An 18,137-nucleotide genomic window follows, 5' to 3' on the forward strand; every position below is an offset into this window, starting at 1 on the left:
AGGTCCAATGTTTTGAACGAGCCTTCATGAACCGCATTTTGCTTCTGATCGATCATGATGAGAACCGCCGGCTGCTGGCAGAGTGGCTACAGAAGCGGTATCAGGCCGCGCTGGCCGGCGCTGCAGAGGACCTCCGGCAGCCGTTTGATTTGGGGATCGTGGACGGCCCCGCCCTCAGCCGTTTATCGAAAGAGATCCACGCCAGAAAAAAGGCCGAGCATCCCCGCTTTCTTCCGATGCTCCTGACTGTTTCTCGACCGGATGTAGCGCTCTTCAAACAGCATCTTTGGGAAAGTGTGGACGAGCTGATCGTCAACCCGATCGACAAGATGGAGCTGCTGGTCCGGATCGAAGTGCTGTTGCGCGCCCGCCGGTTTTCATCGGAGCTGAAATTTCGCAACGACGACCTGGAAGCGTACGCTCAAGCGCTGATGCACGATCTGCGGGCGCCGGTCCGGGCCGTCGGCAGCTTTGCGAAATTATTGGCTCAGGAGCAGAAGGAGAAACTCGATGAGCGGGGGAAGCACCAACTCGATCGGATCCAGTCGGTTGCGGAACAGGCGTGGGACATGATCGACGCTTTGCTCCACTTTTCCCGCCTGGAGCAAAAAGAGATCACGCTGCGAACGGTCCGGCTCGATTCCGCCGTCGCATCCTCTCTGAGAGATCTGCAAGAAGAAATTGAAGCGGCAGACGCGCAGGTCGTCATCGAGGGGGATCTCCCCGCGCTCAAGGCCGACCCGACCCTGCTCAGAATGGCTCTGACCGATCTTCTCTCCAATGCGATCAAGTATGTCGCGCCCGGAACGCGACCCCGGGTCGTTCTCTCGGCGACGAGCGGACCGCAAAGCCGGCGCATTCAAATTCAAGACAACGGAATCGGCATTTCGTCCGAACACCAACGCCGTATTTTTTCACCCTTTGTCCGCCTCCACGGCGTCGAGGAATATCCGGGAATCGGGTTGGGGCTTTCGACCGTCCGGAAGGTGGTCGAAATGATGGGGGGCCGGGTCGGGGTCGAATCTTCTCCAGATGAGGGAAGCCTGTTTTGGATCGAACTGGATGTCGAGGAAAAGCCGAACAACATGGAAGGCGGGATGAAAATTTGAAGTTTCTCATCGTTGATGATAATCCGGACGACCGGGAGCTGATTATTCAGGAGTTAAAGAAAGATTATCCGGATGCGGCCTATTCCGAGGTTTTCCGGAGACGCGATTTTGACGCGGCCCTGGCCGTGGGAGGTTTCGACATGATCTTTACCGACTATCGACTCAACTGGACCGACGGTCTGTGGGTCCTCTCGCAATTCAAGGCGCATCACCCGCACCTCCCGGTCATTATGGTCACCGATACCGGAAATGAGGAGATCGCCGTGAAGGGAATGAAAGCCGGCCTAAGCGATTACGTCTTGAAGAAGTATCTCTTTCAGCTCTTGCTGACGGTAAAAGAAACGCTTGAAAAAGAAAAGCTGCGCAAAGAATATGAAGCGGCACAGAAAGCCCTGCGCGAGGCCCACGCTCAACTTGAAAGAAGGGTTGCGGAGCGGACCGCTGAATTGCTTGAGGCCAATACGGAGCTCCAACACGAGGTTGCCGAGCGGATCAGGACCGAAGCGGAGCTGAAGCAGAAAACGATCGAGGCCGAGGAGGCGAATCGAACAAAGTCCTATTTCCTCTCTTCGGTCTCGCATGAGCTGAAAACGCCGCTGAACGCCATTCTCGGCTACGCCCAACTTTTGATGGATGGCACGTACGGCCCCCTTCACGAAGAACAACGGAAGCCGTTGGAGGGGATCTTACGAAATGTCAAGGATCAATCGAAGCTGGTGAGTAATTTGCTGGACCTTACGCAGATCGAATCAAAAAAGATGGTCGTCGATATTGAAGAGGTCGATCTCCGGAAGTTGGTGGAGGACGTCTGTGTGGTGATGCAGCCGCTCTTCGAGAAGAAGTCGCTTTCTATTCATTGGAATATCGAGGCGCTTCCAATGGTCGAATCCGATCCTTACAAAATCAGACAGATCCTCATGAATTTGCTCTCAAACGCCTTGAAATTTACACAGACGGGCGGCGTGACCGTTTCGGCGCGGAGCAGGGCGCAAAACGAGGGGATCGAAATCGTCGTGAAGGATACCGGAATCGGGATTCCCGCGGAAGAGGTCCCGACGATCTTTAATGCGTTTCATCAGGTGGACAGAAAGACGACCCGGGAATTCGGGGGGGTGGGACTCGGCCTGGCCATCGTGAAAGAAATTGTTTCCTTATTAAAAGGGAGCGTCGGCGTTGAAAGCACCGTCGGAGCGGGCACGACCTTTACTATCTCCTTGCCCTACCGTTGATCGGTAGACTTGATAACCAGATGAATTTTTGATCCCAATTCCGGCGCGAAGCAAAGCGCCGATCCTCCGTCTCCACCAAAAAACCTCCAGAGTCGTTGTCTCCTCTTTTTTGATCAATCGATCCTTCTCTTTCTGTTCAGCTTCAATTCAGGTTGATCTGCTATCCTCCTCTCAACCAACCACGAAAGGGGTGCGCGCATGGATGAACATGAAGAGGCAAAGAAGGTGAAAGTCTGGGATCCGTTCGTTCGTTTCTTCCACTGGGCCTTGGTCTCGCTGGTCGCCGTCGCTTATTTCACCCAAGATCATCTCCTGGATCTGCATGTGTTGGCGGGGCTCTTGATCTTAGGGTTCATTTTCTTCCGGATCGTCTGGGGGTTCATCGGGACGCCGCATGCGCGGTTTTCAGATTTTGTTTTTCGTCCCAAGGTGGTCTTCGGATACCTGAAGGATCTGGTGACGTTGAAGGCCAAGCGATACATCGGCCACGGACCGGCCGGCGGGGCAATGGTCGTCGCGCTGTTGCTCGGATTGCTGGCGACGACCCTCTCCGGCCTCGCGCTGCTCGGCGGGCAGGAGTATCAAGGTCCGCTGGCCGGTTTGATGGCGGGATTGGGCGGATTCTGGAGCGAGGCGGTGGAAGAGGTGCATGAATTCATTGCCGGACTGATTCTTTTTTTGGCATCAGTCCATGTGATGGGGGTCCTCTTCTCAAGCTGGGCGCACCACGAAAATTTGATCAAGGCGATGTTCACCGGCAGAAAGCGCGCGGGGGACGAGAAACGCCCTCCTGTCGGAATGGAGCCGGAACCGCTTCGAGAAAGGGCGGAAGGATGCGAAGGAGGTGTGCGATGAAATGGTTTTTGCAGATAAGTGCTGTGATGATGGTTTTTGTATCGGGTGCATCCTTTGCGAACGCCGCTGTGGTTGATGATCTGTTGGGACAATATCAGACGCAGGTCGGCGGCGCTTTCAGCGCGGAGGAGGGGAAGGCGGCATGGAACCGCTTAATCCCCGATGCGAAAACGGGGGAGGAGCGAAGTTGCGCCGGCTGCCACGGGAGCGATCTGCGTCGCGTCGGAAAGCATCTCCAAACCGGAAAGCCGATCGACCCGATGGCCCCGTCGGTCAACGCCAAGCGGCTGACCGACCCGAAATTTGTCGAGAAGTGGTTCAAGCGTAATTGCCAATGGACGCTGGGGCGGGAGTGCACTCCCAAAGAAAAGGGGATGTTTCTGACATTTATCCAACATCAGTAACGCGAATTTACACCACTGCGAAAGGAGACTATAATGAAAACGTCGACTTGGATGGTCCTTGTGATCGGCGGATTATTTCTCATCGCCGGTTATTGGCGTGCAATGGCAGGTGAAGAAAAAATGGGAGAGCGGCTGATGGGAAGCGCCTCGCGCTCCGAAGTAATCCCGATCTCCAATGATCTTTATACGAAAGAGTGCGGCGCCTGCCACCTCGCCTATCCTCCCGGCCTGCTTCCGGCGCGCTCCTGGGAAAAGTTAATGAACGGCCTCTCTGATCATTTCGGAGACAACGCGGAGCTCGCCCCGGAGGATCAGAGCGCCCTTACCGATTACCTTGTGAAAAATGCGGCCGATCGCTCAGGACAGAAACGTTCCGCGAAGGTGGTCCGCTCCTTGAAAAACGAAGAGGCGCCGCTTCGAATCTCGGAGGTTCCCTACATCGTCCGCAAACATTACGAGATTCCCTCCCGATTGATTCAAGGGAATCCCAAAGTAAAGAGCCTCAGCAACTGCAACGCCTGCCACAAGCGGGCCGAGTCGGGCGCTTTCAACGAACACGACGTCTCTATCCCCGGCCACGGTGTGTGGGATGATTAGTCGGTCTGTTCCGTCTGAACGAGGCGCCTGGTTCAATGTTATCGTCTTCGTCGTTTTGATCCTGTTCCCAGGGGGCGCCCTTGCCGACGGCGATCACGACAGGGCCAAGCAGCTCAAAGAGGCCGGTGAAATCCTCTCGCTGGAGCAGGTGATTGAAAGGGCCAAGAGGGATCATCCCGGCCAGCTTCTTGAAGCCGAGCTGGACGAAAAGAAGGGACGGTTCATTTACGAGTTGGAGCTGCTCGACGAGGAGGGGATTGTCTGGGAGTTGAAGTACGATGCAAAGAGCGGGGAGCTGCTGAAGGAAAAGCAGGAGCATTGATCGGTGAGACTCTTGATCGTCGAGGATGACGCGGCGCTCTGCCGGCGGCTGAAAGCGGATTTGGCGCAGGCCGGATTCGCCGTCGATACGGCCGACAATGGCGTCGATGCGCAGTTCATGGGGAGCGAAGAGCCGTATGACGTCATTGTCCTCGATTTGGGACTGCCGGGCCGTCCCGGTTTGGAGGTCCTCAAAAACTGGCGCGCCGGAGGGAATCATGTTCCGGTGATTATCCTCACCGCGCGGGACGCCTGGCATGAGAAGGTCGAGGGGTTCAAGGCGGGGGGAGATGATTACCTCGCCAAACCGTTCCATACCGAAGAGTTGGTGGCCCGGATCAATGCCTTGATCCGCCGGACAAATGCAAAGGTGGGGGGGCGGTTGTCTCTGAAGGATCTGACCCTCGACGAGGAGCGCCAATGCCTCCTCACGCCGGAGGGCCGGTCGGTAGAACTGAGCGGGGTGGAGTTTCGCCTGCTTCGATATTTTATGACGCACCCCAATGCCATCTTGTCCAAAACCCGCCTCACGGAACATGTCTACGATTTCGACTCGGAGAAGGAGAGCAATGTGATCGAGGTCTATGTCAACCGGCTGCGCCGGAAGATCGGCAAAGAGTGGATCGAGACCCGGCGCGGCCAGGGATACGTCTTGAGAGTCCCGGATTAATGCGCTCCCTCCAGTCGCGTCTTACCGCCGGCCTCATCGTCAGCTTGGTCCTCCTTTTTCTTCTCCAATGGTGGATCGTCGGCGCCGCCATTCGGTCTCTCACGGAAAGCTACGTCGTATCGCGGCTTCGACACGACACGGAGAATATTCTCGCGGCGTTACTCATCAGCGAAACCGCTTCTCCTTCCCTCGATCCGGAACGGATCGATCCAGTCTACAAAAGGGTCTTTTCAGGCCATTATTACCAAATTCGCCTTGGGGAAACCGAGCTTCGGTCCAGATCGTTGTGGGATCAGGCGCTTTCCATCCCTCCGGTTGCGCCGGGGGACCGAACCACGCTCCACGCCGCCGGGCCGCAGGGGCAGCCCTTGCTCCTATCGGTCAGCGGGTTTAAAAAGCAGGATCGGGAGGTGGCGATCGCCGTTGCCGAGGACCTCTCGGCGGTGGAGGCCGACTTCCGGCGATTTCAGCTTTTATACGGTCTGGTCTCCGCCGCCATTCTGGGAATCCTCATCCTTGCTCAAAGGAGGTTGATTGTGGCCGGGTTGGCGCCGCTCGAGAAGGTGCGCCGAGAGATCCTTTCCCTCGAACGGGGAGAGATCGGTCGGCTTCGGGAAGAGGTCCCCGGCGAAGTGCAACCGCTGATCCGAGAGATCAATCGATTACTGGAAGCGATGCACCAGCGGCTTCAGCGCTCGCGCAACGCATTGGGGAATGTGGCCCACGCGCTCAAAGGGCCGTTGACCCTCTTGATGCAACTGGCCGACCGCGAAGAGATAAAGAGATCGCCGGCGCTGCAAAAAGAATTGAGGGAGCAAACGGAGACGATCCGTCATTTGCTCGAGCGGGAACTCAAGCGGGCCCGGTTGGCGGGGAGGGCGCAGCCGGGGAAACCGCTGGCCCTCGCAGAAGAGATCCGCCACCTGGTCGGCGCGCTCAAACAAATCTATCATGAGAAACGGCTTACGATTGAATGGTCGGTTCCGACCGAACGGGTGGTCCTAGGCGACCGTGAGGATATGCTGGAGCTGTTGGGGAATCTTCTCGATAATGCTTGCAAGTGGGGCCGCCGGAGAGTGATGCTCCTCCTGGAGCAGGGAACGGACGGGGGGGTGCTGATCTCCGTCGAAGACGACGGCCCCGGCTGTCCGCCGGAAGGGCTTCAGCGCCTCTCCGACCGAGGGGTCCGGATCGATGAATCGGCCGTCGGACATGGGCTGGGGCTTGCCATCGTAAAGGAGATTGTGACGCAGTATTCGGGAGAAATTGGTTTCGGACGCTCCGAGCGGCTGGGAGGATTTCTCGTCCGGGTCAAGCTCCCTCCTTTTCGTCGTGATTCGGTGAGCGCCGCTCCGACCGGGAAGATCGCCCCCGACGTTATCGATAGTTAAGAAACTGCAGATCCAGTCCAAAGTCTTGTGACTTCAAAAAAGTGATGACCGACTGAAGCTCGTCTTTGCTCTTGCTTTGGACCCGGACCTGGTCTGCCTGGATCTGGGCTTGCACTTTGAACTTGCCGTCCCGGATCGCTTTGCTGATTTCCTTGGCCTTCTCCGAGGGGATCCCTTGCTGAAGGGAGATCTTCTGCCGGACGGCCCCGCCGAGCGCCTTTTCGACTTTCTCGTAAACCAACGCCTTGAGCGAGACATTCCGTTTTACCAGCTTCGTCTGTAAGACATCGAGGACCGCTTTGAGCTTGTACTCGTCTTCGGAGGTGACGATCAGCTCTTTTTCCTCTTCCAGCCGAATCTCGCTTTTGCTTCCTTTCAGATCGAAGCGCTGGCGGACTTCCTTCATCGCCTGCTCGACGGCGTTTTTGACTTCCTGTATGTCAATCTTCGAAACCACATCAAATGAGCTCGTCTCCGCCATGGAATACTCCTTTCTTTCGATGAATGGGTGATCAGAGGAAGTTGCGGGATTCTTAAATGAAGATCATTCCCAATGATAAAGGGAGATGGCTTCAAAATACAATGGGCAGGATCGGATTGTCAATGGCGGTTGTAGGGGCGACGCGTGCGTCGCCCGGACGGAATCGGACGGATCAGAAGAAACCGAGGGCGAGTCACAGCCCCGCCCCTCTACCCCCGGGATTCGAATTCTTTTAAGATTTCAAGGACCCTCTCCGCCAGTTTCTGGGGCGAGAAGGGTTTGGTGAGATATTCGAGGGCGCCCGCATTTTCACCCCGCTCCTTCGCCGAGGGATCGCCGCGGGCGGTCAACATGATAATCGGAATGTGGGAGGTTTCCTGGTTGGCCTTCAGCCGTTGGCAAGCTTCAAATCCGTTCATCTTCGGCATCATCACATCGAGCAGAATGAGATCGGGCCTCTCGGAAACGGCTTTTTCGATCGCTTCGACGCCGTTTCCCGCTTCGACCGTCTCAATCCCGCAGAACTTCAACTTGATCTGGATGAGCTGACGGACGAACTCTTCATCATCGACGATCAATACTTTTTTAGGATTCATGTGCGAACCCGGTCTAGCGACATCGTGCAATTGCCTCCTTGCTCCTGCGCGTTTTTGAGCGCATTGCTTGCATGAATGATCATCCTTTCGGCGGTATCGGCGTCGTCGAAGAAGGTGGCGGTTCCGATGCTCACCGTGACCATTTCAATGCTCTGTTTTCCGGGGATGGAGAAGTCGTAACTCTCCACAAGACGCCTCAGCTTTTCGGCGGCCATCTTCGCCGACTCGCGGGTTGTCTCCGGCATCATCAGGATGAAGGTGCTTCCGCCCCCCCGGCAGAGCGGGTTGGACGACCGCGTATTCCTTCTGTAGATGATGGCGATCTCGCGGAGGACATGATTTCCCGCTTCGGTTCCATAGCGGCGGTTGAAGAGGCGGAACTGGTCTACATTCGAGATGAGAATGGAAAAAGGGCGCTTGTAGCGGAACGCCCGGTTGACCTCATCCGCGAGGCGGTTGTTCAAATAGCGTTCATTGTAAAGACCGGTGAGGCCGTCGATCATCTTGGCCTTGTCGGGATAGAGCTTCTCGAATTTCCGGACCTCCTGAATCAGCGTCTCCTTGAGGGAAGGGTTCTTGTAGATGATCTCGCGGACCTGACCGTCCAGAATCTGTTTCTCTTCCGCGGTAAGCTCTCTCGAAGCAAAGAGGATGATCGGGATGTTCCGGGCGGTCGGATGCTGCTTGAGGCGATGGATGGTTTCAATGCCGGAGATGTTGTTCAGCATCAGGTCGAGCAGAATCAGGTCGGGTTGGATTTCGACCGCCAAAGCGATCCCTTCTTCACCGTTGTTGGTCTTGATCACCCCGAAGCGCTCTTCATCCAAGATCGATCCGATCTGTTCCATGACGACGGTATCTTGTTCGATCACCAGGAAGTTGATCGGCTTGCGGATCACCGATTGGGTGATGCTGTATTTTTTCAGGCTGTCGATGAGTCCCTTGCGATTGATCGGCTTGGTGAAATAATCGACCGCGCCGAGGCTGAATCCGAGCGTCGGATTCTCCACGATCGAAACGATGATCACCGGAATATCTTTGGTGGTGGGGAGCGTTTTCAGTTTCTTGAGCACTTCCCACCCGTCGATTCGCGGCAGCATGATATCGAGGGTAATGGCGAACGGCTTGATCTCCTGCGCCTTCTCGATGGCGTCCTGTCCGTCATAAGCATGGACGACGGCGTAGCCCTCTTGGGTCAGATAAAGGGCGAGCAATTTTGCGACGGCGGGATCATCCTCGACGACCAGAATACGGGGCCGGTCCTCTTCGGCCCCTTCCGAAAGGCCGGGTATGTTGAGAATCGCATCGGCCCTGGCCGTCAATTCCGAGGAGCTGAATGTCTGGATCGGCGGGGGTTGCACGTCGCGCTCCTCCGGGATCGGGATGGAGACCCGGAAGGTGCTTCCGGAGCCCGATCGGCTCTCCACCTGGATCTCCCCCCCCAGGATATCGACGAAACGCTTGGTGATCGCCAGGCCGAGTCCCGTGCCGGGGTAATCCCGCGTGTAGGAACCGTCGATCTGCTGGAACTCATCGAAGATTTTGCTCAGCGCGTGGGTCGGGATGCCGATGCCGGTATCCCGGATCGATATCTCGATCGCCCGGGCGCGTCCCAGGCGTCCGGCGCGGACCTGGAGCTGGACGGAGCCCTTCGCCGGGGTAAACTTGATGGCGTTTCCAAGAATATTCAAAAGAATCTGTTTGACCTTTCCCTCGTCGGTGTAGACCATATCGACCCCTTCATCGACGGAGAGGTCAAAATGGAGCCCCTTCTTGTAGGTCATCGGAATCACCGTCTGCTGGATCGTTTCGAGAAGGGAGCGAAGGCTGAAGAGGTGGGGATGGATCTCCATCTTGCCCGCTTTGATTTTTGAGAGGTCGAGCAGGTTGTTGATGATCTCCAGGAGGTGCTGGCCGCTGGTGTTCATGTTGCGGACGTAGGACTCCTGATCGGGGGACAACGCTCCGGCCAGCCGGTCGAGCAGGATCTCCGAGAAGCCGATGATCGAGGTGAGGGGGGTGCGCAATTCGTGTGAGACGTTCGAGAGAAACTCCGATTTGATCCGGTCCATCTCCATCAGTTTCTCGACGGTCTCCTGCTCCTTTTGGAAAAGATGGGCATTTTCCACCGCGGTTCCGACCTGATTTCCGATGGAGGAGAGAAGCTGGAGATCTTGCGCGGTAAAGCTGCGGGCGGTGCGGCTCGCGAGGGTGAAGGCGCCGATGATCTTGTTTTTCGACTGAACCGGAAAGACGATCAGCGTTTGGTATCCCGCGTTGATTAACGGATTGGTCGTTTCGGAAACATCGGCCTGCTCCAAGATGACCGGGGCCCGGGTGTCGACGACTTCCAGGGAGATCTGCAGATTTCCGGCGGCGTGAAGCTCATTCAACAAAGGGGAGGAGATGCCGAAATGGCTCTTCATCACCAGCCGGCTCTCCGAGGGATTGAAGATTTCAACATAACCCGATTCGAATCCCGTGACCTCAATCACCTTCTCCAGTGTGGTATCGAGCAGCCCCTGAAGCTCCAGCGACTGATTCGCGGTGGTCGCGATCTGATTGAGCGCTTGAAGCTCCCGCGTCCGGGAGAGGACCTTGTGCTCCAAGGTCGCATACGATTCGGAGAGTTTTTCCGCCATCTCGTTGAACTTGTCGGCCAGCGCTTCGATCTCATCGTCCGTTTTGACCTGGAGGCGATAGCCGAGATCTCCCTTCCGGATATGCTCGGCCCCCTCGTGCAGAAGGAGAAGCGGCCGAACGAGTTTTCCGGCGACAACGAAGCCGAGGGCGCCGGTGAAGCCGACCAGAAGCGATCCGTAAAGGAAGACGGTCCGAATAAGGGACTGGACCGGCTCATACGTCTCTTTCGGCTCCTGCCGGATGAAGCTGTGCCACTGCTTTCCCCCCTTTGAAGAGACCAGTTGATTCACCGCCGACACCGGCGCAAAACCGACGATCGAATTGGTCCCGCCGTGGCCGTCATTTTGGGCGGTCATCCACCCGGAACGATCTTCGGTGATCCGCTGCAGCAGGACCGGATCGGCGACATGACTTCCTGTCGGAAGGATCGGGCAGATCAGGACCACGCCGGAGGAGTCGATGAGCATCGCATGGCCCGTCGAGCCGAACCGGATCGGATAGATGAACGGCTGCAAAAAGGGTTTGAGATGGAGGGTGGCTTTTAAGATCCCTAAAAATTCCCCCGACTCTTTGTGGAGAACCGGCATGGCGATGTCAAAGAGAAAGTCGGTGGCGTCCTGATCGTGCTGGTAGAGCGCTCCGATGTAGACCGCTCCCTTCTCCCCCCGCGCGCTCTCTTTCCACCAGATTTCGTCGGCGAGAAATGAGCTGTTTGCCGGTGCCGCGGCGGAAGAGGCGATTTGCTGGCCGACATTGTTGGTAATGATCAAAGACTGAAGGACCGCTTGCGTTTCCGGAAGGCGCATGGCGCGATTCAGAAAGGCGGAAACTTTCGGGTCCGACGGGATCGTGGGAAGGGCGGCTTGGGCGGCGGTTCCTTTGGGAGCGGGGCTCAGCGCATTTTGAAGGGCTTCTTGAATCTCGATCGAATCGCCGAGAAAATGAAGTTCGGCGATCTCTTTCTGGACGCCGAGATCGGTTTTGCTGGCCGCTTCCTTCGCAAGCCCTTCGAAGTTGTTTCCGATCGCTTTGCGAAGCTCTGTCGTTCCTCTCCAGGATGTGACGATCAGACCGAGAAGAACGGGGAGGATGGCCATGATGACCATCGCTGAAACGATTTTTTTTCGCAGTCCCGTCTTTCTCGACGTATCGACCAACGGCTCCTCGACGGAAAGTTTTCTAAAGTATACTCGAATGAATCCAACTTGTCACCTGATTTCCCTGTACTGGCGGGTGAGGAGAGAGGATCGGTCAGCGTCGATCCGGACCGAAGGGTCTGACGGGCTAGGGGGACTCGATGACCTCCGTTCCTTTCGGATATTTTACAGTAAAGACATCCTCCGAAAAACCTTTGTTGATTTGAATTCCTTCAAATGAAAAGGTCGAGACATTCCCGTTCCGTTCAAAGAGGGTCACCTTTTGAATGACCAATCCTTCCACTTGTGGAGAAGGGGCCACCGAGGCGACGACTTTGGTCAATTGCGATTTCTTGTTTTTCGGAATCAGGCGAAGCGCGATCGATTGATCCGACCGGGGTTCCTCTTCGATGGAGATTTGGAAATCCTGCTCTAGGCGGCCGGCGCCGGAGAGAAGCTGGAGGGGGAGATGGCCGTCCGATTCCCCTCCGAGCCGGCTCTTCACGGCCTGTTGGTGTTCCGGGATATAGAAGAGAAGGCGCTCTCCGTCGACGACAATCTGCTGGCGGCTCGGCTCGTGATAATCCCACCGCATCTTTCCTTTCTTGAGGAAGAGTTTCCCTTTGGAGACGTAAGGGGTGTCGAAATCTTCGAAGCGGACCGATTGCACGAAGTCGGCCTGCAGGTCGTTGATCTTTTCGTACGCGCTCTGAATCTTGGCCGCTACGGCGGCGGGGTCTTCCTCGGCCGCGACGTGGGGAGCGAGGACGCAGAGGCTCAGCAGCGTCACAATGATCGATAAGATTTTCACGGTTGTCCTTTCTCGGGGGGAGTTGCTCGATGCCTGCCCGTTCGTTAGTTGGCGTCCTTCTTGACGAGGATTTCCCTCGGTTTTCCGCCCGACGCCGGCCCGATGACGCCGTCTTCCTCCATCATCTCGATCATTCGGGCGGCGCGGGGATAACCGACCCGCATCCGGCGTTGAATGAAAGAGGCGGAGGCCTGCCCGGTGGAGATCACCAGCTCCCGCGCCTGTTCGTAAAGATCGTCGCGCTCGCTCAGAGAAGATTCCTCCGGGGAGGGGCCTTCTTCGGACAAAGCGGCTTCATAATGGGGAGAAGCCTGTTCTTTCACGAAGGTGGTCACCTTCTTAATCTCTTCTTCCGAGACATAAGAGCCGTGAACGCGGAGGATCTTTCCGGTTCCGGCCGAGAGATAAAGCATGTCCCCTTTTCCGAGGAGCTGCTCGGCGCCGTTGGCGTCGAGGATGGTTCTGGAGTCGGTTTTTGATGAAACACAAAAGGCGATGCGCGCCGGGAAATTCGCTTTGATCACGCCGGTAATCACATCGACCGAGGGGCGCTGCGTGGCCAGAATCAAGTGAATCCCGGCGGCGCGGGCCATCTGCGCGAGGCGGGTAATGGAATCTTCCACATCGCGCGGCGCCACCATCATCAGGTCGGCCAGCTCGTCGATGAGAATCACGATATAGGGGAGGGGGCCATGTTCCAGCGGCGGCTTTCCGCCCGGGACCGCTTCCTCCGTTTTGGAGGGCGGGGGAGGGCTGTTCTTCAAGAGCTTGTTGTACGCGTCGATGTTCCGCACCCCCTTCTCTGCGAGGAGCTGATAGCGGCGCTGCATCTCGGCGACCATCTTGCGAAGCGCATCGGACGCCGCCTTGGCCCGAACGATCACCGGCGCGACCAGATGCGGAATGCCGTCGTAGAGCGAAAACTCGAGCATCTTCGGGTCGATCATCAGCATCTTGACCTCGGACGGCGTGGCCGAGTAAAGAAGCGAGAGGATCATGCCGTTCAGGCCGACGCTTTTCCCGGAGCCGGTCGAGCCGGCGATCAGCAGATGCGGCATCGTGGCCAGATCGGCGGAAACCGAATTCCCGAAGATATCTTTGCCGAGAGCCAGCCGAAGCTTGGAGCCGATCTGGTTGTACGAGGGAGAGGAGAGGATCTCTTTCAACAGCACCTCTTCGCGAACGACGTTCGGGATCTCAATCCCGACCGTTGATTTCCCCGGCAGGGGGGCGACAATGCGGACCTGCATCGCTTTCATCGCCAGGGCGAGGTCGTCGGCGAGATTGGTGATCCGGTTCAGCTTGATGCCGGGGGCCGGCTCGAACTCGAACATCGTCACGACCGGTCCGGGATGGACCTGCGTGACCTTTCCCTCCACGTCGAAATCGAGCAGCTTTCTTTCGAGTATCCGCGACTGCGCGACCCACTCTTCCTCGGTCATTCGTTTGGCCGCCCCGGACGGGTCGGCCAGGAGGGAGAGGGGGGGAAGCCGGTAGTCCCCTTCTTCCGGACGGATAAAGGGAAAGACCTCTTGCTGGGGAGGGATCGTGATCTTCGGCGGCGGCGGCTCGACGGCCGGCGTCCGGGCGATTTCCGGCGCTTTGGAGGGGGCCGGCGGCGCCGCGGCGCGGCGCTTCTTTTTACTTTGCCGGATCACAATCTGCTCCAGGATCGATTGCCGGGCCTCCATCAGGCGCTGCTGCAATCGGCTCAACGCCGCGCGGGGGGAAAAGGGAGAGATCAACATCCACCCGAGAAGGAAAAGAAAGAGAAGGATGATGTGGCTTCCAATCGAGGCAAAATAGTCTAGGAAGAAGCGGGAGAGGATTCGCCCGATCACCCCTCCCTTCAGGTTCGGGGAGGTGATCGAAGTCGATCCCCCCCATTCCAATTCGGCCAGGGAGGAGAGGGTCAGGAGGAGAAGGGCCGATCCGGCGAGGCCCTGTTTGGTGAGGAGGCCGCGTCCTTCCCTGAAGAACCGGACCCCGACAATGATTGAAAAGATCGGGAAGAGATAGGAAGAGATTCCGAACAACTGAAAAAAGAGATCGGAGAGATTGGCGCCGACCCGTCCGATCGCGTTTTGTACCTTCGGATCGGAGGAGACGGTCGAGAATGAAAGATCATCGGCGTGATAGGTCAAAAGACTGATGCCGAGGAGAAGGCCGAGAACGATCAGGAGAATGCCGATAATCTCATCAGTGTAACCGTTATGGGATTTGTTGGAAGCCATGGCGGGTTTCCTCGGATATCGTTGCCGTGGGAGCTTGTCGCCGCAGGGGCGGCGCATGCGCCGCCCCTGCAACGGCGAACCCGAATATTCAGATCACAATGACGTTGGGAATAATCATCGGATAACGGTTCATTTTCTTCGAGATGATCTTTTTCAATGTCTGTTTGATCCGCGTCTCAATCCCCTGTTGTAGGTCGGCGGCGAAATGATCTCCCCACGTGGGATCGGTTTCCACTTCGCGAAGGAGCGTTTGGAGGGAGATTTCCATCTCTTCCCAAAGGGGAAGTTCGATGTCGTTTCCGGTGAAGCCGCGCGAGAGGAGGGTCGGGCCGGATCGCACTTTTCGCCCCTCCCGATCGACCGCCACGGTCACGACGATGACCCCGTCCGAGCCGAGGTGCCGGCGGTCTTTCAAAACGGTTTGCTCCACATCTCCGATTCCTTTCCCGTCGATGTAGATCCGCCGAGCGGGGATCGAATTCCCCTTTTCGCACCGTCCCGGCCTAAGGAGGATCTCCTCTCCATCCTCGACGACCAAAATATGCCGCGGATCGATCCCGGCTTTCGCCGCCAGCGCGGCGTGGGAGACGAGCTGGCGATACTCCCCGTGGACCGGGATGAAGAATTCGGGCCGGACCCATTCGATGATCTTCCGCTGTTCCTCCCGGCTGGCGTGTCCCGAAACGTGGACCCGGGCGATCTTCTCGTGCAGGACGACGGCTCCCTTCCGGAAGAGATGGTTGATGACGCGCGAGATATCTTCTTCGTTTCCCGGAATTACGCGTGCGGAGAGGATCACCGTATCGCCCGGCTTGACCTGAATCTGCTTATGGTCGTCGGTCGCCATCCGGTAGAGGGCCGACATCGGTTCTCCCTGGCTGCCGGTGGTGATCAGGACCACCTCCCGATCGGGGGTCCGGCTCAGCTCCTCCAGCGGGGCAATCTGGTCGAGTGGAAAGGAGAGATAGCCGAGCTCCCGGGCAATCTTCACGTTGCCGATGATGCTCTTTCCAGAGAGGAAGACCTTTCGGCCGAGCCGGCTGGCGATTTGCGCGATCTGATCGATCCGGTGGATATTCGATGAGAACGTCGCGACGATGATCCTTCCTTCCGCTTCGGCGAAGAGCGTTTCAAAATTCTCGCCGACCCGGCTTTCCGATCCGGTGTGCCCTTCGCGCTCGGCGTTGGTGCTGTCTGAGAGGAGGGCGAGCACCCCTTTCTCGCCATACGCTTTGAAGCGCTCGACATCGAAGTAGCTTCCCCCGACCGGTTCCGGATCGATCTTAAAATCGCCGGTGTGAATGACGGCGCCGACCGGCGTCGTAATCGCATAAGCGACGCTGTCGGAGATGCTGTGGGTGACGCTGATCGGCTCGATGCAGAAGGGTCCGACGAAGATCGGCTCCCTCGGCTTGACGGTGATCAAACGGGGGGTGATCGGCGACCCGTCTTCTTCTCGAAGAAATTCGGATCGATGTTCCTTGAATTTATCCGCAAGAAAGCCGAGGGTCAGCGGCGTTCCATAAATCGGGACGTTCATTTCCCGGAGAAGGTAAGGGACCGCGCCGATGTGGTCTTCGTGTCCGTGGGTGAGGAAAACGCCGAGAACGTGCTTGTTCGGATCGAGGAGAAAAGAGAAGTCGGGGATGACGATGTCGACCCCGAACATATCGTTCTCGGGAAACATCAATCCGGCATCGACCAGCACGACCGATCCTTCGTATTCGAAGGCCATCATGTTCATGCCGATCTCCCCCAGCCCTCCGAGAGGGATCACCCGGAGAGGATGGACATTTTTTTCTAAGTGCTCTTTCGACATCAGGTTTCTCAAACACTGGACTATAGCATAGATCGGCTTCTTAATCAAACAAAGTATCGGCCAAAAGGGCGAACTCGGCGAGGGAAAGGGTCTCCCCCCGGCGGGTCGGATCGAGGCCGATTTTCCGAAGGGCGGCCTCCACTTGATCTCTCGGAAAGCCGGCGTCGGCGAGGGCGTTGGCGAGGCGTTTCCGCCGGTGTCCGAAGGCCCCTCGAACGATCCGCCGGAAAAGGGCTTCATCTCTGATGGAAACGCGGGGATGGGGAAGCGGGGTGAGAGAGATCACGGAAGAGTCGACATCGGGACGGGGACGGAAGCAGCCCCGCGAGACATGAAAGGCGATCCGAATGTCGGCATAAAGCTGAGCCATGACCGAGAGGACGCTGTAGTTTTTTTCTCCCACGGGGGCGACGAGCCTTTCGGCGACCTCTTTTTGAAGCATCAGGACCATCCGCGAGATCCGTTGCCGCTCTTCGAGGAGGCGAAAGAGAAGCGGTGTCGAGAGGTAATAGGGGAGGTTGGCGACCACTTTATAAGGGGACGGGATCTGGTGATAAGGGTACTGAAGCGCATCTTCCTGGATGAGGTGAAGATGGGGGGAGGGAATCTCTTGCCGGAGCGTGGCGACCAAAAGCGGGTCGATTTCGATGGCCAGGACCTCCGCCCCGCGCTCCAGGAGCCCTGTGGTGAGGATGCCGCGGCCCGGCCCGATTTCGACGACCCGCTCTCCCGGCCCGATTTCGGCCGTATCGAGGATCTTCCGCTGGATGTTGTAATCGATCAGGAAGTTCTGGCCCCACGATTTTCGAGGGCGGGGGGTGGTTTCGGTCATCGCTTTCGGCTCTCCGCCATCTCGGCCGCCAGCTTCAAGGCCTCGCGGAGGCTGCCGGGGTCGGCGATCCCTCTGCCGGCGATGTCGTACGCCGTCCCATGATCGACGGAAGTTCGAATGAAGGGGAGGCCGATGGTGACGTTGACGGCGTTGCCGAAGGCCAACAGCTTGATCGGGATGAGCGCCTGATCGTGAAAGAGGGCGACGGCGGCATCGAATCGCCCCGTTTTTAATTGATAGAAAAGGGTGTCGGCCGGAAACGGGCCGAGGGCATCGATTTTCTCCCGCCGGGCCGCTTCGACTGCAGGGACGACATGCCGCTTTTCTTCATCGCCGAAGATGCCCCGCTCGCCGGCGTGCGGATTCAGCGCCGCCAAGGCGATTTTTGGGGTTTCGATGCCGAAGTCTTGTTTCATCGCCCTGTCGGTGAGGCGGATCGCCTCGACGATGATTTCCTTCCGAAGCGTTGTGATCGCCTCCCGGAGGGGAAGATGGATCGTCGTCAAAGTGATTTTTAATCCGCCGCCGACCATCATCATCGCGAACCGGTCGGTCTTGGCGAGATCGGCCAGAAATTCGGTGTGGCCGGGAAAGGCAAAGCCGATCGTCTTCATCCCCTCTTTGTTGATCGGAGCGGTGGTGATCCCGTCGATCTCCCCGCGCAACGCCATCTCGGCCGCCAGCTTGATCGCCTGGAAGGCGGCGCGGGCCGCTTCGGGGTGGGCTTTTCCGTATTCTAACGACGGAAGCGGTTTCCCAGGGGGTTCCAGAATTTCAACGGTTCCCTCCTGAAAGCGCGCTTCGGAAAGTGTTTTGATTCGGCGAGTCGATAGCTCGGGGGCGAAACGGGCCGCCGCTTCCGACATCCGGTTCGGATCTCCGACGACGAAGGGACGGCAGCGGGTATAGGTTGTTTTTTCCAGGAGTCCTTTAACAATCACCTCCGGGCCGATCCCGGACGGATCGCCCATCGTGACGGCGATGATCGGCTTCATTCTAGTGAAATCCT

Annotated in this window: 16 protein-coding genes; 8 read left to right on the forward strand and 8 right to left on the reverse strand. The window is 57.6% G+C overall.

Annotated elements, in window-relative coordinates; all coding sequences use genetic code 11:
• Positions 1–26: 26 nt before the first annotated feature.
• The 8 genes from MNODULE_RS14970 to MNODULE_RS15005 all read left to right on the forward strand — a co-directional run bounded on the left by MNODULE_RS14970 (position 27) and on the right by MNODULE_RS15005 (position 6,576).
• Positions 27–1,109: a sensor histidine kinase gene (locus tag MNODULE_RS14970; protein ID WP_168061315.1), complete on the forward strand. Its 1,083-nt coding sequence runs from the start codon at positions 27–29 to the stop codon at positions 1,107–1,109.
• Positions 1,106–2,338 (forward strand): ATP-binding response regulator, encoded by a 1,233-nt coding sequence (locus tag MNODULE_RS14975; RefSeq protein WP_168061317.1) that lies wholly within the window; start codon positions 1,106–1,108, stop codon positions 2,336–2,338. Before MNODULE_RS14970 ends, MNODULE_RS14975 begins: the two co-directional genes overlap by 4 nt.
• 198 nt (positions 2,339–2,536) lie before the next feature.
• Positions 2,537–3,193, forward strand: a complete 657-nt coding sequence (locus tag MNODULE_RS14980; RefSeq protein ID WP_168061319.1) for a cytochrome b/b6 domain-containing protein — start codon at positions 2,537–2,539, stop codon at positions 3,191–3,193.
• Entirely contained in the window at positions 3,190–3,597 is a 408-nt protein-coding gene (locus tag MNODULE_RS14985; protein ID WP_202882225.1) for a DUF1924 domain-containing protein, read from the forward strand. The genes MNODULE_RS14980 and MNODULE_RS14985 overlap by 4 nt, the downstream gene beginning before the upstream one ends.
• A gap of 33 nt (positions 3,598–3,630) precedes the next feature.
• Positions 3,631–4,194, forward strand: a complete 564-nt coding sequence (locus MNODULE_RS14990) for a diheme cytochrome c (protein WP_168061321.1) — start codon at positions 3,631–3,633, stop codon at positions 4,192–4,194.
• Positions 4,187–4,516, forward strand: coding sequence for a PepSY domain-containing protein (locus tag MNODULE_RS14995; RefSeq protein ID WP_168061323.1), 330 nt, complete (start codon positions 4,187–4,189; stop codon positions 4,514–4,516). The genes MNODULE_RS14990 and MNODULE_RS14995 overlap by 8 nt, the downstream gene beginning before the upstream one ends.
• Positions 4,517–4,519: 3 nt before the next feature.
• Positions 4,520–5,185, forward strand: a complete 666-nt coding sequence (locus MNODULE_RS15000) for a response regulator (RefSeq protein WP_168061324.1) — start codon at positions 4,520–4,522, stop codon at positions 5,183–5,185.
• Complete coding sequence (locus MNODULE_RS15005; protein WP_168061326.1) at positions 5,185–6,576, forward strand: sensor histidine kinase; 1,392 nt, start codon at positions 5,185–5,187, stop codon at positions 6,574–6,576. Before MNODULE_RS15000 ends, MNODULE_RS15005 begins: the two co-directional genes overlap by 1 nt.
• Here MNODULE_RS15005 and MNODULE_RS15010 read toward each other — a convergent pair.
• The 8 genes from MNODULE_RS15010 to pdxA form a co-directional block, all read right to left on the reverse strand.
• Positions 6,563–7,057 (reverse strand): YajQ family cyclic di-GMP-binding protein, encoded by a 495-nt coding sequence (locus MNODULE_RS15010; RefSeq protein ID WP_168061328.1) that lies wholly within the window; start codon positions 7,055–7,057, stop codon positions 6,563–6,565. The two genes, MNODULE_RS15005 and MNODULE_RS15010, sit on opposite strands and share 14 nt — an antisense overlap.
• Before the next feature lie 209 nt (positions 7,058–7,266).
• Positions 7,267–7,653, reverse strand: coding sequence for a response regulator (locus MNODULE_RS15015; protein ID WP_168061330.1), 387 nt, complete (start codon positions 7,651–7,653; stop codon positions 7,267–7,269).
• A complete protein-coding gene (locus tag MNODULE_RS15020; RefSeq protein ID WP_168061332.1) occupies positions 7,650–11,453 on the reverse strand; it encodes a response regulator in 3,804 nt (1,267 codons plus the stop codon). The genes MNODULE_RS15015 and MNODULE_RS15020 overlap by 4 nt, the downstream gene beginning before the upstream one ends.
• A gap of 127 nt (positions 11,454–11,580) precedes the next feature.
• Positions 11,581–12,243 carry an outer membrane lipoprotein periplasmic chaperone LolA gene (gene lolA / locus MNODULE_RS15025; RefSeq protein WP_168061334.1) on the reverse strand — a complete coding sequence of 221 codons (663 nt, stop codon included), beginning with the start codon at positions 12,241–12,243 and terminating at the stop codon, positions 11,581–11,583.
• Between the two features lie 44 nt (positions 12,244–12,287).
• Positions 12,288–14,477, reverse strand: coding sequence for an FtsK/SpoIIIE family DNA translocase (locus MNODULE_RS15030; protein WP_168061336.1), 2,190 nt, complete (start codon positions 14,475–14,477; stop codon positions 12,288–12,290).
• Positions 14,478–14,565: 88 nt separating this feature from the next.
• Positions 14,566–16,296 (reverse strand): ribonuclease J, encoded by a 1,731-nt coding sequence (locus tag MNODULE_RS15035; protein ID WP_168061338.1) that lies wholly within the window; start codon positions 16,294–16,296, stop codon positions 14,566–14,568.
• 40 nt (positions 16,297–16,336) lie between these two features.
• Positions 16,337–17,128 (reverse strand): 16S rRNA (adenine(1518)-N(6)/adenine(1519)-N(6))-dimethyltransferase RsmA, encoded by a 792-nt coding sequence (rsmA, locus tag MNODULE_RS15040; RefSeq protein WP_168061340.1) that lies wholly within the window; start codon positions 17,126–17,128, stop codon positions 16,337–16,339.
• Positions 17,125–18,123 (reverse strand): 4-hydroxythreonine-4-phosphate dehydrogenase PdxA, encoded by a 999-nt coding sequence (gene pdxA / locus MNODULE_RS15045; RefSeq protein ID WP_168061342.1) that lies wholly within the window; start codon positions 18,121–18,123, stop codon positions 17,125–17,127. Before pdxA ends, rsmA begins: the two co-directional genes overlap by 4 nt.
• Positions 18,124–18,137 lie beyond the last annotated feature (14 nt).

Source organism: Candidatus Manganitrophus noduliformans (genome assembly GCF_012184425.1).
GTDB lineage: Bacteria > Nitrospirota > Nitrospiria > SBBL01 > Manganitrophaceae > Manganitrophus > Manganitrophus noduliformans.

What these genes read in the sequence shown, in the direction of transcription:
- MNODULE_RS14970 (WP_168061315.1), top strand. Translation starts at nt 27, where the DNA reads ATGAACCGCATTTTGCTTCTGATCGATCATGATGAGAACCGCCGGCTG.
- MNODULE_RS14980 (WP_168061319.1), top strand. Translation starts at nt 2,537, where the DNA reads ATGGATGAACATGAAGAGGCAAAGAAGGTGAAAGTCTGGGATCCGTTC.
- MNODULE_RS14985 (WP_202882225.1), top strand. Translation starts at nt 3,190, where the DNA reads ATGAAATGGTTTTTGCAGATAAGTGCTGTGATGATGGTTTTTGTATCG.
- MNODULE_RS14990 (WP_168061321.1), top strand. Translation starts at nt 3,631, where the DNA reads ATGAAAACGTCGACTTGGATGGTCCTTGTGATCGGCGGATTATTTCTC.
- MNODULE_RS14995 (WP_168061323.1), top strand. Translation starts at nt 4,187, where the DNA reads ATGATTAGTCGGTCTGTTCCGTCTGAACGAGGCGCCTGGTTCAATGTT.
- MNODULE_RS15005 (WP_168061326.1), top strand. Translation starts at nt 5,185, where the DNA reads ATGCGCTCCCTCCAGTCGCGTCTTACCGCCGGCCTCATCGTCAGCTTG.
- MNODULE_RS15010 (WP_168061328.1), bottom strand. Translation starts at nt 7,057, where the DNA reads ATGGCGGAGACGAGCTCATTTGATGTGGTTTCGAAGATTGACATACAG.
- MNODULE_RS15015 (WP_168061330.1), bottom strand. Translation starts at nt 7,653, where the DNA reads ATGAATCCTAAAAAAGTATTGATCGTCGATGATGAAGAGTTCGTCCGT.
- MNODULE_RS15030 (WP_168061336.1), bottom strand. Translation starts at nt 14,477, where the DNA reads ATGGCTTCCAACAAATCCCATAACGGTTACACTGATGAGATTATCGGC.
- MNODULE_RS15035 (WP_168061338.1), bottom strand. Translation starts at nt 16,296, where the DNA reads ATGTCGAAAGAGCACTTAGAAAAAAATGTCCATCCTCTCCGGGTGATC.
- rsmA (WP_168061340.1), bottom strand. Translation starts at nt 17,128, where the DNA reads ATGACCGAAACCACCCCCCGCCCTCGAAAATCGTGGGGCCAGAACTTC.
- pdxA (WP_168061342.1), bottom strand. Translation starts at nt 18,123, where the DNA reads ATGAAGCCGATCATCGCCGTCACGATGGGCGATCCGTCCGGGATCGGC.